The sequence below is a fragment of the Fictibacillus sp. WQ 8-8 genome (genome assembly GCF_024494405.1).
GTDB lineage: Bacteria > Bacillota > Bacilli > Bacillales > Fictibacillaceae > Fictibacillus_C > Fictibacillus_C marinisediminis.
On sequence record NZ_JAMXKG010000007.1, the window covers coordinates 81,252 to 95,037 of the forward strand.

The window sequence follows — 13,786 nt, forward strand, 5'->3', positions numbered from 1 at the left end:
GATCATAATGTCAAACGAAATGCAAAAGCCATATCGGATTTTACTTTATTATAAATATGTTCCAATTGAAGAACATGAATATTTTGCCCGAAAACACTTAAAGTATTGTAAAGAATTAGGCGTTCTAGGCAGAATTATTGTTGCTCCTGAAGGGATTAATGGAACGATCTCAGGAACAGTGGAGCAGACAGAGCAATATATGAGGGATATGAAAAGCGATCCCCGTTTTGCTGACATGGTATTTAAAATTGACGAGAGTGACGAGCATGCGTTCAAAAAAATGTTCGTGCGTCCTAAAAAAGAGCTTGTAACCTGGCGCCTCGATAAAGATGTCGACCCTAATGAATTAACAGGGAAACGGTTAAGCCCAAAAGAATGGATGGAAATGATTCAGAGAGATGATGTCGTGATCGTAGATGGAAGAAACGACTACGAATATGAGATCGGCCATTTCCGAAATGCCATCCGGCCAGATGTTAAGGCATCCCGTGATTTTCCAAAATGGGTGAGAGAAAACCTTCACCAATTTAAAGATAAAAAAGTCCTCACGTACTGTACTGGAGGAATTCGCTGTGAGAAATTCTCCGGCTTCCTCCTACAGGAAGGTTTTGAAGATGTTTACCAGCTTCACGGGGGTATTGTCACATACGGAAAAGACGAGGAAACGAAAGGCCGTTATTGGGACGGTAAAATGTACGTCTTTGATGAGCGGATTTCAGTACCGGTCAACCGAACAGAAGAAGATGTGGTAGTCGCGAAATGCTACTATTGCGGTAAAACAGAAGATCGTTATGTTAACTGTGCAAATCCGGAATGCAATCGACAACATGTTTGCTGTGAAGAATGTGAAACGAAATATAAACGATCTTGTTCCGATGAATGCCGTGAGCATCCGAAAAACCGTTATGAGATTGAAAACGAAGTTCTAGAAACAAAAGCACAATAATTAAATCACTCAAGCAGTCAGCTTACGCTGGCTGCTTTTTTTCTTTCAAAATCTTCCACTTTCAATTTGAATGATTTTGACAGAAAATTAAACTATTTGAATGATATTGATTGTTTATGATAGTTTTTGATTGTTTTTTGAAAGGGCTTACTTTATAATGGGTTATTAAGAGGGAGGGCTGGTATGTTATTTACATTGCGGCAAGAAATTATTCTTTCACTTATGGAAAAACAAAAAGTGGTTACACTTGAAGAGCTTGTTCAGGAAACCGGTTCTTCAGAGTCAACGATCCGCAGAGATTTGGACAGACTTGAAAAAGCAAAAAAACTAAAACGCATTCATGGGGGAGCATCCAGGATAGAAGATAAATTGGAAGAGCCGTCCGTAGAAGAAAAAAATCTTAGAAACATGAAAGAAAAACGGGCGATCGCTCAATATGCCGCTTCTATTATTGAAGAACATGAATGTGTTTATCTTGATGCCGGAACGACAACGCTCCAAATGATACCTTACTTAAATCCCTCAAATCTCATTGTGGTGACAAACGGTATTCAGCAGGTTGGGCCACTAGTAGAAAAAGGAATATCTACTTATTTGGTCGGAGGGATGATTAAATCTAAAACCGGAGCCATGATCGGCAGCGGTGCCATAAAAAGTCTTGAGAATTATCGGTTTGACAAATGCTTTATCGGTATTAATGGGATTCACGATGAATGGGGTTACACGACGCCAGACCCTGAAGAGTCCATTTTAAAGCAGAAGGTGCTGGAACTCTCACAAGAAAGTTTTGTTTTAGCAGACCCCTCGAAATTCGGAAAAAGCACGTTTTCAAAAGTAGCTTCACTGCAAGAAGCGTCCATCATCACAGTGAAAAGCAACATTCAACTGACATCTTATGAAAAGAAGACGATTGTAAAGGCGGTGGAATTTTGATCTATACAGTTACCTTAAATCCTTCCATTGATTATTTTGTTAAAGTCAATGAGTTGAATGAAGGATCCATCAACCTTGCTGACGAGCAAAACATCGTGGCTGGCGGTAAAGGAATAAACGTTTCAAAAGTTTTAAAAAACCTTGGAATCGAAAGTATTGCCACAGGCTTTATAGGCGGTTTTACAGGGGATTATATTGAACAGTCTCTTCAGAAAGATAACATAGGCACACAGTTTGTCAGAGTTCATGAACAGTCAAGAATCAACATTAAACTAAACACAGGGAAAGAAACAGAGATTAACGGGATCTCCCCGGAGATAAGCTCAGTTGATCTTTCTTTGCTGGAGAAGAATTTATTTTCCAAATTAAAGGAAGATGACTTTGTTGTACTAGCAGGCAGTCTTCCTTCTAGTTTACCTGTCAAATTTTATGGTCAACTAATAGCAGGCATCCGATCGAAAGGATCTCAAGTCCTATTGGATACCAAGGGAAATCCATTGCAGGAAGCATTAAGGCATCATCCATTTTTAATTAAACCAAACCATCATGAACTTGGAGATCTAGTTGGAGCAGCCATTGAAAATCCATCTGATGCTGTATTTTATGGCAAGCAGCTGATTCATGAAGGTGCGGAAAACGTCTTAGTTTCCATGGCGGGCCAAGGTGCTGTTTTTGTATCAAAAACAATTTCTGCGTATGCCAATGTCCCAGCTGGAATCGTAAAAAACTCAGTCGGTGCAGGCGATTCCGTAGTAGCAGGTTTTTTAGCACATTACACACAGCATCAAAATCTTTTGGAGGCCTTTAAGTATGGTGTCACTGCCGGCAGTGCTTCCGCCTTTTCAGCCGGATTCTGCACAGCAGCTGAAATCGAGAGATATCTGCCTGAAGTTAAGGTAGAAGTTATAGAGGGGGATAAGAATGAAAATTACAGAATTAATCACGAAAGAGACGATAAAACTTCATCTTGAATCGAAGGAAAAAGCAGATGTGATAGATGAACTGGTTCAGAAATTGGATGAAGCAGGAAAACTGAATAATAGGAAAGCTTTTAAAGAGGCTATAATGGCGAGAGAATCACAAAGCACGACAGGGATTGGAGAAGGCATCGCCATTCCGCATGCCAAAACTGCTGCAGTCCAATTTCCTGCCATCGCCTTCGGAAGAAGTGTGGATGGGCTTGATTATGATTCCCTGGACGGCCAGCCTTCCAAGCTGTTTTTTATGATTGCCGCCAGTGAAGGAGCCAACAATGAGCATCTTGAAACGTTATCCAGGCTCTCTGCATTTTTGATGGATATGAAGTTTCGTGAAGGGCTTCTTCATGCCAAGGATGAAGATGAAATCATAGCGATGATCAACGAAAAAGAAGAGGCTGAGGAAGCAGGAAAGGAAAAGGAAGCTGGACCTCTTGAAACAGAAAAAGATCAGCCATTGCTTCTTGCCGTTACTGCCTGCCCTACAGGAATTGCCCATACCTATATGGCTGCAGATTCTCTAAAAGCAAAGGCAGCAGAATTAGGTATGCTGTTAAAAGTAGAAACAAATGGCTCAAGCGGTGTAAAGAACAAATTAACCTCCACAGAAATTGAAAAGGCCACTGCCATTATTGTTGCTGCTGATAAACAAGTGGAAATGGAACGTTTCAGCGGAAAAACACTGATACAAGTACCTGTAGCACAGGCAATCAGAAATCCAGAAAGCCTGCTGAAAGATGCAGCGGCTAAAAAGGGAACCGTTTACAATCCAGGAAACAGGCCATCGGGCTCAGAAAACGAAGGGAAAACGAAACAAAAGTCGGCCTTTTACCGCCATCTTATGAATGGTGTGTCCAACATGCTTCCGTTTGTAGTCGGAGGAGGTATCCTGATTGCCATCTCCTTTATGTTTGGTATCCATTCTGCCGATCCCAAAGATCCTTCTTACAACCAGTTTGCAGCTGCACTCGATACGATCGGAGGAAAAACAGCCTTTGCATTGATGGTAGCCGTACTTGCCGGTTTCATTGCACGAAGCATTGCTGACAGTCCTGGATTCGCACCGGGAATGGTCGGAGGATTCTTGGCATCAACGGGCCAAAGCGGATTTTTAGGTGGACTAATCGCAGGATTTCTTGCAGGGTACATCGTCCTTGGGCTGAAAAGACTGCTGGCATGGCTGCCAACTTCTCTTGAAGGAATTAAGCCTGTCCTTCTCTATCCTGTTTTTGGTATTCTACTTACCGGATTGATTATGATCTTCGTCATAAACGGACCTGTACACGCATTGAATGTAGCGCTATCTGACTGGCTGCAAGGATTAGGAAAAGGGAATGCCATCCTGGTGGGCTTGCTGCTCGGAGGAATGATGGCGATTGATATGGGAGGACCAATCAACAAAGCAGCCTTTACATTTGGTATTGCTATGATTGATGCAGGTAACTTTGCTCCCCATGCTGCCATTATGGCAGGCGGTATGGTTCCGCCACTCGGATTAGCCATTGCAACCACTATTTTTAAAAACAAGTTTACAAAGCAAGAACGTGAAGCCGGAAAAACATGCTATGTTATGGGACTTTCCTTCATTACCGAGGGAGCCATTCCATTTGCTGCTGCTGATCCTGGACGAGTCATTCCTTCCATTGTGGCAGGTTCTGCAACAGCTGGAGCGTTGACTATGCTGTTTGGTATCGGTCTGCGGGCACCTCATGGAGGAGTATTTGTTATCCCGTTTGTTGAAGGCAATCCTCTTCTATATGGCCTCGCAATTTTAATTGGAGCCATCGTGACAGCGGTTCTTGTCGGGTTCTGGAAAAAACCTGTTCAGCAATAAAACCAGGTAAGCCATCCAACGCCAAATGGATGGCTTTTTCTTTTCCCGGAAGTGATGCTATGATAGAAAAGAGAGGTCTAAGAAGGAGTGTAAAAGATGGATCCCAATGAAATTGAAAACAAAATTATTCAAAATTTTAAACAAGATGAAGGCATGATGATTCTTGTATTTGCTCAATGGTGCATCAATCAAGGAATTGATCCAAAACAGCTCTATTTTCGGGCATATCCGGGCCAGACTGAGAATGAATTATTAAACCATATGCTTGAACAAACCGTCCCTAAAGAGGAAGCTGAAGAAATCCCGGATGCAACCGTCCTTGGTGTATTATCTTTGTTCGGAAACGAAGATTTGGCATTTGAAGTATCAAACGAAATCGAAAGGAGAGCAAAACATGGAGCAGATTGAACCAGGCATGAAAGTGACGGCGCTTTATAAAACGGGGAAATACATAGGTGAAGCAGAACAAATAAAAAATGGAAAGGTGCTTGTCAGTGTTCTCTCTGTATTGAAACACCCTAGACAAGGTGATCTGCATAATCCGAACCAATCGGATGTTCCGTTTTTTCATCAAAGAAAAGCACTGGCCCTGCATGAAAAGACTTGGGCTCCCATCCATACTGTAAAACCATTTGATGGAGAGATTCCCGATTATTCCTCCTCCTTAAAAGTTGCATTTGAGGAACATCTTCTTGAAGTAGTGGAAACAGACAATCAGTGGGCTCAAAAATCTTTAGAAGAATTAAAGAAGCTAAAAAAAGAATACAAGCTATAGATAAAACTATGATGAAAAAATCGCAAGTGTTATAATATGATGTGATAAAACCTGACATGGTTTTTGATGACAGGTTACAGGGTAATATAAATTTAACGCTACGATAAAGGTGGATGGCATGATGAATGAGACACAGCAAAAAATTATTCAGGACCTCGGAGTAAAACCTGAAATTAATCCGCGGGAAGAAATTCAGAACCGTGTAGGATTCATGAAAGAGTATTTAAAAAAGAACGGTCTGCACGGCTTTGTTCTAGGCATCAGCGGAGGCCAGGATTCATCGCTCGCCGGGAAACTTGCACAGCTGGCAATCAACGAATTAAAAGAAGAAACCCACGATCAAAACTATCAGTTCATTGCAGTACGGCTGCCGTACGGAGTACAAAAAGATGAAGAAGATGCACAGCGAGCATTAAAATTTATCCAGCCAGATAAAACCCTTACCATCAATATTAAGGGAGCGGTCGATGCTTCTGCTCAAGCATTTCATAATGCAACCGGCGGGAAAATAACAGATTTTCTAAAAGGCAACATTAAAGCGAGAGAGCGTATGAAGGTTCAATATGATATCGCTGCAGCAAATAAATCTCTTGTTATTGGAACCGACCATGCAGCCGAGGCTATTACGGGCTTCTTTACAAAGTATGGGGACGGAGCCTGTGACCTTGTTCCGCTCACAGGCCTTAGCAAAAGGCAAGGTAAGGCTTTATTGAAAGAGCTAGGGGCAGACGAAAAACTTTATTTGAAAGTACCTACGGCAGATTTGGAAGACGACAAGCCGCTCGTACCGGATGAAACCGCTCTTGGAATTACTTATGAAGAACTGGATGATTACTTGGAAGGCAAAGAAGTATCACCTGAATCGAAAGAAAAAATTGAACACCGGTATATGATTACTGAGCACAAGCGCCGTTTGCCTGCAGCTCCTGATGATACTTGGTGGAAATAAAGTGAAACTCATTAAAAGCAGACAAAAGTCTGCTTTTTTTCATGGAAAAGATGATGTATACTTATTTTGGAATGATGTGAGAAAGGAAGCAAACTGTGAGTAAAAAAGCAAAAATTGTATTTGTAATCAGTACACTTGTTTTTGTTATTGTATTGTTTTCCTCCATACAAAGGGAAAATACCCGAAAAGAAAACTTAAAAGCAATGGGCGATTATTTCAACAAAAAGTTTGAGTTAGATGAAGATCTGAAAAGCCAATACGATAATAAATTTAAAGTTAAAGTAGGGAAAGAACGCTATATCGTCACATTGAAAAACAAAAAAGTGGTTTCAGCAAAGAAGGAGTCCTAAACACAAGAAGATTGCCAAAATAAAGGCAATCTTTTTTTGAGGAAAAAATGATTTAGAAGGTTTAAAACATTTCAAGTTTTCCATCAACTAATTTGACAGGATATGGTATTTTTCGTATAGTTAGAAAGCTGATGTACCAAAGCTTTAATCATAAAAGTCGAAAAGAAGGAGGGTGAACATGCGTTTTAAAGATTTTCACCCCAATATTAAAATCCGGATTGTTGAATCACTGCTCTCAGGATCCATAGGAGCCATGATCTATCCTTTTATGGCTATTTATTTAGCAGAAAGAGTTGGTGAATCCCTAACCGGCATATTGTTAATTATCAATATAGCGGTTGGCTTCCTCGTTGGATTTTACGGCGGTTATTACGCAGACACCATTGGCCGTAAGAAAATCATGGCCATTGCAGAGACGTTAAGATTTGCTAGTGTACTGATTATGGCAGCAGCAAATGGCCCATGGGTACATTCGGAAATGGCCGCTGCTTACATAACAATAGCCATGATGATGGTTAACAGCATCTGCTGGGGACTGGCAGGCCCTGCGGCCAGTGCGATGCTGATTGATGTGAGCACACCAGAGAACCGAAAATTCATGTATGGTATCACCTATTGGACAAATAATCTTTCAATTGCTCTTGGGGGTTTGGCAGGAGGCTACTTGTTTAAAGATTATCTTTTTGAATTGCTTGTCGGCCTATCCATTGTTTCCATGGTATCCGTTATTCTTGTCGTATTTTTTATCAAGGAAACCTATGTTCCTGTGAAGAAGACAGTAAAGAAAAGCGTACTGGCTGATATTTTATCCAGCTATAGAATCGTTTTTAAAGATACAACTTTCATTTTGTTTATTGTTGCTTATTTATTGGTCTTATCTCTTGAATTTCATTTATCAAACTATGTTTCTGTCCGCTTAAGCCAAGATATGCCTGTTCAGAAATTTTTCAACTTCTCAGTAGATGGCTTCAACATGCTGGGAATTCTGAGAACAGAAAACACATTGCTTGTCGTAGTTCTTGCTGTTCTTGTCAGCAAGATCACTTCGCGCTTCAAAGACAAACGTGTTTTCTTTCTGGGACTTGCTTTGTATACTGTGGGTTACTTAACCATTTCCTACAGCAATCATGGCTTGATTCTGCTTACAGTTATGGTCATCGCTACGGTTGGAGAATTGATGTTTGTTCCAATTGAACAGTCCTATCTTGCCGACATTCCTCCCGATGATCTCCGCAGTTCTTACATGGCGGTAAGCGGAATGGTATACCGGGGAGCAATGACCATTGCCGCAGTCAGCATTACACTCGGCCATTTTATCCCTCGAATGGGGATGACCTTTATATTCATGTTAATGGCTTGTACAGGAATTGCCATTTTTATTAAAGTGCTGCCGTCTCTGGAGGAAAAACGCACGAAGCAAAAACAAACAGCCTAATCAATAAACCTTCAGCCTGCAGGGCTGAAGGTTTTCTCATGCACGGTTAATAACAATGGAAAGTTTATATGTTCGTTTAACTTAACCAGAAATTGATCGAGTATTTCATTGGATGGAAACCTGCAATCCAAAAGGCAGCAGCCATCTCCGCTTATTTTGAAGTTATTCATGACAAAATCCTTTTGCGCATCCAAAAACTTGGTAAGGAATCGTTTCTTTAGGGTAGATAAACGGCCCGCTGGTGTCATATAATCGATTACGAGGTGATATCTAAATGGAAACTCAGTATGTATTGTATGGAGACCAAATTATTAAGAGAGATCAAGCTTCTATTGATATGGAAGACAGAGGCTATAATTTCGGTGATGGAATTTATGAAGTGGTTTATATTTATGGCGGAAAACCATTTTCAATGGAAGAGCATTTCAAGCGATTTGCCGAAAGTGCAGCCAAGCTTGAAATGAAGCTGCCTTACACACTCGAAACGATTATAGATCTGACAGTTAAACTGATTGAAGTCAACAAGATTCATAATGGAATAGTATACATACAGATGACAAGAGGAGCATCTCCAAGGAATCATTTATATGAGCGGGACTCAGCCTGCCTGATCACAGGCTTTGCAAGAAAAATGGATCCACCCGTCCAAGCTCAGGAGAATGGGGTAAAAACCTATCTTACAGAAGATATCCGCTGGCTGAGGTGTGACATAAAGAGCCTGAACTTGCTGGGCAACACGATGGCCAAGAGAAAAGCGGCAGACCATGGATGCCACGAAGCGCTCCAGCATCGGGAAGGAACATGTACAGAAGGGTCATCTTCTAACCTGTTTATCGTGAAAAACGGAACATTGTATACGCATCCGGCTACCAACCTGATCCTTAACGGCATTACTCGCCAGCATATTTTAACGATTGCAAACGAAGAGAATTTTGACGTCACTGAACAGGCATTTACTACGGATGACCTCCTCGAGGCAGATGAAGTTTTCATCTCAAGCACAACGATGGAGATTGCCCCTGTCATTGCAGTGACGGGAGACAAAAAAGGGACCTATCCGATTGGTCCGATTACTCGTCTTCTTCAGAAGAAACTTAAAGAAAAAATAAACCAGCCGACTGTTCTAAATTAAAGGGGTATTTGTTTGAAAGCTATTGCGAAATATTTTATCAATGGAATTTTGACTGCACTGCCTATTATTTTGGTTTTTTATGTTCTCGTAAAGGTGTTTGATTTTCTAGACAGCATCCTTGGCGATACCTTGAAAAATTATATGAAGAATGATTATATTCCGGGAATCGGCATACTTGCGACAATTGTTCTTTTAACCATATTAGGATGGCTCTCGTCTCAATATATCAGTGGGCGGTTCATATCATTACTGGATTCGGCTTTAGAAAGGATCCCGCTCGTCAAAACTCTCTATTCTGTCATTAAAGATACTTTTCAGTCCTTACTGGGGGAGAAACGATCGTTTTCTACAGTCGTACTGGTTGAAATGCCTGAAAATGGTTTGAAAAGCATCGGCTTTATTACGACTGACAATCCAGAGGTTCTTTCAGAGGCATTTATAGGACATGTGGCGGTTTATATTCCGCAAACGTTTCAGATTGCCGGTTTTACCTTTTTGGTTCCAAGAGCCAACATTACTGTTTTGGACATTAAACCTGAAGATGCCATGAAATTTATTCTTTCGGGAGGAGTAGCGTCCAAATAAGAGAAACTTGCTTTTGTTGAACCTTCAAGAACGGTCTTCCTGCCGCGCTTGAAGGTTTATTTTTTATTTCCGCCTCATACCTTCTTAAGAAGAGAATTCTTAAGGAGACATCAAATGAACATGAAAAGAAGGTACCGCACTCTTACAAAAGCTGTTATCATTCCTTCAGGTTTCTTTGTTCGCATCCTTCGCAGCTTTATTCCTTCTGAAAGATCTATTGTCTGGGCAATCCCTCAGCAAGACCGAAAATGGATCACGGACAGAATGAACCAGGCGGGTTCTGAAAGTGGACTCTCTTTTTATTACGGCAACGAAAAAAGCTTGATCAGCCTCATTAAAGAAAAGACGCAATTACATAATCGAAACAATATCACAAAACCATTCCGAGGTTCATTGGGCATTGCTTGCGCACATGGTGTCCAGGAATGCCGGATATCAGATGACGGATTTAAAGGGAGAATTTCTGACAAGGCTCCTGAATGATGAGCAGCGCTTTCCAATCTATTGGGCATTAGAGACAGCGAACAGCCTCATCTTTCAAAATGTATAACCGCAGCTTCTCTTGTATGAGGAAAGCAAACGTGCCAGAAGAAGTCTTTTTCATTTGCTGCCAGGGCTTGAAACCTCCGCCTTCATGAAACCGATTTGGGAACATTTTTGGCACAGTCAAGAGAGCCGGATCCTTACCATGGCTCTTATTATTAATGAGCAAAATTTTATTGATGATCGGGTGGTTCATAATAACAACCATGCCAAAGCCTTTCATAGTGTACCTTTTCAACTGCAAAACCTTCTCCAGTTAACAAAGATCATTTTTCCGGTTCAATCTGGCATCACAAAACTTGCTGGCATACGGGTCACCAGATTTAACGATCTAGCCAGCAGGATAGAAACAGGCAAACACCTAAACCGCGGGAGCTTTTTCATGAAAGGCTGCAACCTTGTATATTGCGAATTGCGGACCAACAGCCCAAATTGCTTGACGCCTGGAATACATTTTTTACTGATTCTCCAGTGAAGGGAGATTGGTTTAACGGTAAGGCTCTTTTCTAAAAGATCGTTGCTTTGGGGACATTACTGTAAAGATCCTTCATTGACCAGTTGATTGGAGTGCAAGGGGGGAGACTCCTGCGGGAGATGCGGGACAGGTGAGACCCACAGGCGCCATGCGCCGAGGAGGCTCACCGCCCGCCCCGCGGAAAGCGAGCATCCTGAAACGGAAATCAACTACCTAAGAGCAACAAAGGTTACGAAAACAGCCAACGGTAAAGACGTGCCTGAACAATTCAATTTCTTATTTAAAACAAAACCCCTGCATTCAAAGAAAGAGAATATTGGACCGATCTACATCAACTGGAGGGTGCAGTGCTGGCTAAACAATTTTTATTCTAAAACAAGCAAAAGAGAACTCAGTTAGGAAAGAGCTCTCTTTTTAACGAAGATTATTTAAAAATGGAGATGATGGATCCTAATTGCTGCATCATTCCCATGGCAGTGTTTATTCCATTGAATGTTTTACCCCAGCTGAATGGACTGCCTTGATTGCCGGGGTTCTGGAATGGCTGCTGGTTAAATGGGAATTGCTGTCCGCCGGGAAACCCGCCGTTCCCGAAAGGAAAGGGGTTGGGAAACATGGCATTGGCCGCTTGATTATTATTTTGTTTATTCAACTTTCCGTTCCCACCCTGACCACCAAGAAAAGGGTTATAGGGATAGGGTGGGCGGGGAGGGAGCATATGATGATTCATATAGGGATTAGGTGGCGGAGGATACGGAGGATAGGCAGCCATATAGGGATTCGGTTTTGATGCATAATGCTGGCTCCCTGATGGAGGAGAAGCAGGAAGCGGCGGACGGGGAGGAGAATGTTCCATCAGTTCCGGATGATTGGACACCGATTCTTTATGAAATGGATCATAGCCTCCATATGGAAAATAACGCAATGATCCATTATTCTTCCTTTGGTTATACAAATTTTTCACCTCGAATTTTTTCCTTATATGTATATGCTTGTTTAAGAAAAGGGTATAGACAAGGGTCTTTATTTCATAAAATAAAGCTTTTCATACAAAAAAGCTTCCGGGAAGTGATCCCGAAAGCTTTTTATTATACGAATAACTTTAAAATTTGATAGATAATGGCAGCTAATACCGCTGAGATCGGCAATGTAATAATCCATGTTAGGACAATTCGCCGAGCAACTCCCCATTTAACTCCTTTAACACGCTTAGCAGAACCTACACCCATGATTGCAGATGAAATAACATGAGTCGTACTGACTGGCAGTTTTAAAGCCGTAAAAGTGAAGATAATCACGGCAGATGATAAATCAGCTGCAGCTCCATTTACCGGTTGAAGTTTCATGATCTTTCCACCGACGGTCTTAATGATCTTCCAGCCGCCAACGGATGTTCCGATACCCATTGAAAGAGCTGCGGCAACCCTTACCCACATTGGGATGCCTTCTGTGGTATGGTATCCACCGGCAATCAAGGCCAGGGTAATGATCCCCATCGCTTTTTGTGCATCGTTCGTTCCGTGTGAGAAAGATTGAAGAGCGGCAGTGAAAATTTGAAAGGTACGGAAGCCTTTATTTGTTTTTGTTTTATTAAAGTTTTTAAAGATCGCTGCAAATAGAGTCATGATGATAAAACCGACAGCTAAAGCAACAAATGGTGAAATAATTAAAGCTTGAATGATTTTTAGAAAACCATCGTAGTTGAGGACCCCGAATCCTGCTGCAGAAATAGCAGCACCTGCAATCGATCCGATAATTGCATGAGATGAACTTGACGGAATCCCGTAATACCAGGTAATCAAGTTCCAGGCGATACCAGCGATAAGGGCCGACAATACAATGAGCAATCCTATTTTTTCATCATGAAACTGAAAAGGATCGACAATATCTTTACTTACACTTTTGGCTACGCCTGTAAAGGTCAATGCACCAATAAGGTTCATTGTAGCGGCAAGTGCGATGGCTACCTTTGGAGGCAGCGCTTTTGTTGACACTGAGGTCGCAATCGCATTGGCTGTATCGTGGAAACCGTTGATAAAATCAAAGGCCAATGCGAAGATAACGACTAAAACGATCAGAAAAAATAACGTATCCATAGCCAATCACTCCTTAGGCGTTACGCATGATAATGGTTTCAAGAGTATCGGCAACATCTTCAGTGCTGTCGGAAATAGCCTCAAGAAGCTCATAAAGCTCTTTATATTGCATGATTTTAATCGGGTCCTTTTCGACGCTGAATAAGTTTTTGATGCTTGTACGAAGCAGGTCATCCACCACAGATTCAAGATCGTTCAGCTTAATCGCATGCGGACGGATTTCCATAAGTTTTTTCTTGTGCAATAATTTAGCGGATTCAGCAACCTCGTAAGTCGCTTCTAGAATATGGCCAGCAAATTGAACCATGTATTGGTCAGGTGTTGTGATGTTGTACATTTCAAATCTGGAAGCACATTGTTCCATGCCGTCCAGAATGTCGTCCATTTTATTGGCAAGCTCTAAAATGTCTTCACGTTCTAGGGGAGTAATAAAGGTCTTGTTCAAACCGATAATCAACTCGTGGATAAATTTATCGCCCTTGTTTTCATATGCCTTCATTTTTCTTGCAAATTCTTTTAAATCTTCATCGGATTTGATTTTAAAATCCACAAAGTATTGTGCGGAGTCGCGGACGTTATCTGCGATGCTGGTTAGTAAGTCCAAAAACAAATCCTTTTTCGATGAAAATATCATGTACTAAAACCTCCGTTTGTTAAGAAAAAGTAAATTTCCCCTAAATTTTTTGCTAACCCAAACCAATCGTATTATAACTTTTATGATTCTAAAGATAAACAGCTTTTTTGAATTGAAATAAA

Annotated in this window: 15 protein-coding genes and 1 pseudogene; 13 read left to right on the forward strand and 3 right to left on the reverse strand. The window is 41.3% G+C overall.

Annotated features, from left to right (window positions below):
• The first annotated feature begins 7 nt into the window (after positions 1–7).
• From M1K46_RS16540 to M1K46_RS25865, 13 genes and pseudogenes are all read left to right on the forward strand, one after another.
• Positions 8–946: a rhodanese-related sulfurtransferase gene (locus M1K46_RS16540; RefSeq protein WP_256226870.1), complete on the forward strand. Its 939-nt coding sequence runs from the start codon at positions 8–10 to the stop codon at positions 944–946.
• 183 nt (positions 947–1,129) lie between these two features.
• Positions 1,130–1,879, forward strand: coding sequence for a DeoR/GlpR family DNA-binding transcription regulator (locus M1K46_RS16545; RefSeq protein ID WP_256226871.1), 750 nt, complete (start codon positions 1,130–1,132; stop codon positions 1,877–1,879).
• Entirely contained in the window at positions 1,876–2,850 is a 975-nt protein-coding gene (pfkB, locus tag M1K46_RS16550; RefSeq protein ID WP_256226872.1) for a 1-phosphofructokinase, read from the forward strand. Before M1K46_RS16545 ends, pfkB begins: the two co-directional genes overlap by 4 nt.
• Complete coding sequence (locus tag M1K46_RS16555; RefSeq protein ID WP_256226873.1) at positions 2,801–4,690, forward strand: PTS fructose transporter subunit IIABC; 1,890 nt, start codon at positions 2,801–2,803, stop codon at positions 4,688–4,690. The genes pfkB and M1K46_RS16555 overlap by 50 nt, the downstream gene beginning before the upstream one ends.
• Positions 4,691–4,786: 96 nt before the next feature.
• Positions 4,787–5,098 carry a hypothetical protein gene (locus M1K46_RS16560; protein ID WP_053354315.1) on the forward strand — a complete coding sequence of 104 codons (312 nt, stop codon included), beginning with the start codon at positions 4,787–4,789 and terminating at the stop codon, positions 5,096–5,098.
• The gene (kapB, locus tag M1K46_RS16565; protein ID WP_256226874.1) at positions 5,085–5,465 is read left to right on the forward strand and encodes a kinase-associated lipoprotein B; all 381 of its coding nucleotides are present in this window, start codon (positions 5,085–5,087) and stop codon (positions 5,463–5,465) included. The genes M1K46_RS16560 and kapB overlap by 14 nt, the downstream gene beginning before the upstream one ends.
• Before the next feature lie 121 nt (positions 5,466–5,586).
• Complete coding sequence (nadE, locus tag M1K46_RS16570; RefSeq protein ID WP_256226998.1) at positions 5,587–6,414, forward strand: ammonia-dependent NAD(+) synthetase; 828 nt, start codon at positions 5,587–5,589, stop codon at positions 6,412–6,414.
• 95 nt (positions 6,415–6,509) lie between these two features.
• The gene (locus M1K46_RS16575; RefSeq protein WP_053354312.1) at positions 6,510–6,764 is read left to right on the forward strand and encodes a hypothetical protein; all 255 of its coding nucleotides are present in this window, start codon (positions 6,510–6,512) and stop codon (positions 6,762–6,764) included.
• Between the two features lie 178 nt (positions 6,765–6,942).
• Positions 6,943–8,199: an MFS transporter gene (locus M1K46_RS16580; protein ID WP_256226879.1), complete on the forward strand. Its 1,257-nt coding sequence runs from the start codon at positions 6,943–6,945 to the stop codon at positions 8,197–8,199.
• Positions 8,200–8,473: 274 nt separating this feature from the next.
• A complete protein-coding gene (gene dat / locus M1K46_RS16585) occupies positions 8,474–9,331 on the forward strand; it encodes a D-amino-acid transaminase (protein ID WP_091005652.1) in 858 nt (285 codons plus the stop codon).
• 12 nt (positions 9,332–9,343) lie between these two features.
• The gene (locus M1K46_RS16590; protein WP_256226880.1) at positions 9,344–9,916 is read left to right on the forward strand and encodes a DUF502 domain-containing protein; all 573 of its coding nucleotides are present in this window, start codon (positions 9,344–9,346) and stop codon (positions 9,914–9,916) included.
• 114 nt (positions 9,917–10,030) lie between these two features.
• Positions 10,031–10,399 (forward strand): hypothetical protein, encoded by a 369-nt coding sequence (locus M1K46_RS16595; RefSeq protein ID WP_256226881.1) that lies wholly within the window; start codon positions 10,031–10,033, stop codon positions 10,397–10,399.
• Positions 10,329–10,934 (forward strand): annotated as a pseudogene (locus M1K46_RS25865) (DUF2515 family protein). The gene M1K46_RS16595 and the pseudogene M1K46_RS25865 overlap by 71 nt, the downstream one beginning before the upstream one ends.
• A gap of 424 nt (positions 10,935–11,358) precedes the next feature.
• On the opposite strand, the gene M1K46_RS16605 reads toward M1K46_RS25865, so the two are convergent.
• From M1K46_RS16605 to M1K46_RS16615, 3 genes are all read right to left on the reverse strand, one after another.
• On the reverse strand, positions 11,359–11,898 hold the full coding sequence (locus M1K46_RS16605) for a hypothetical protein (RefSeq protein ID WP_256226883.1): 540 nt from the start codon (positions 11,896–11,898) through the stop codon (positions 11,359–11,361).
• A gap of 124 nt (positions 11,899–12,022) precedes the next feature.
• Positions 12,023–13,030: an inorganic phosphate transporter gene (locus tag M1K46_RS16610; protein WP_256226884.1), complete on the reverse strand. Its 1,008-nt coding sequence runs from the start codon at positions 13,028–13,030 to the stop codon at positions 12,023–12,025.
• Between the two features lie 13 nt (positions 13,031–13,043).
• Entirely contained in the window at positions 13,044–13,664 is a 621-nt protein-coding gene (locus tag M1K46_RS16615; protein ID WP_248252731.1) for a DUF47 domain-containing protein, read from the reverse strand.
• Positions 13,665–13,786: the final 122 nt, after the last annotated feature.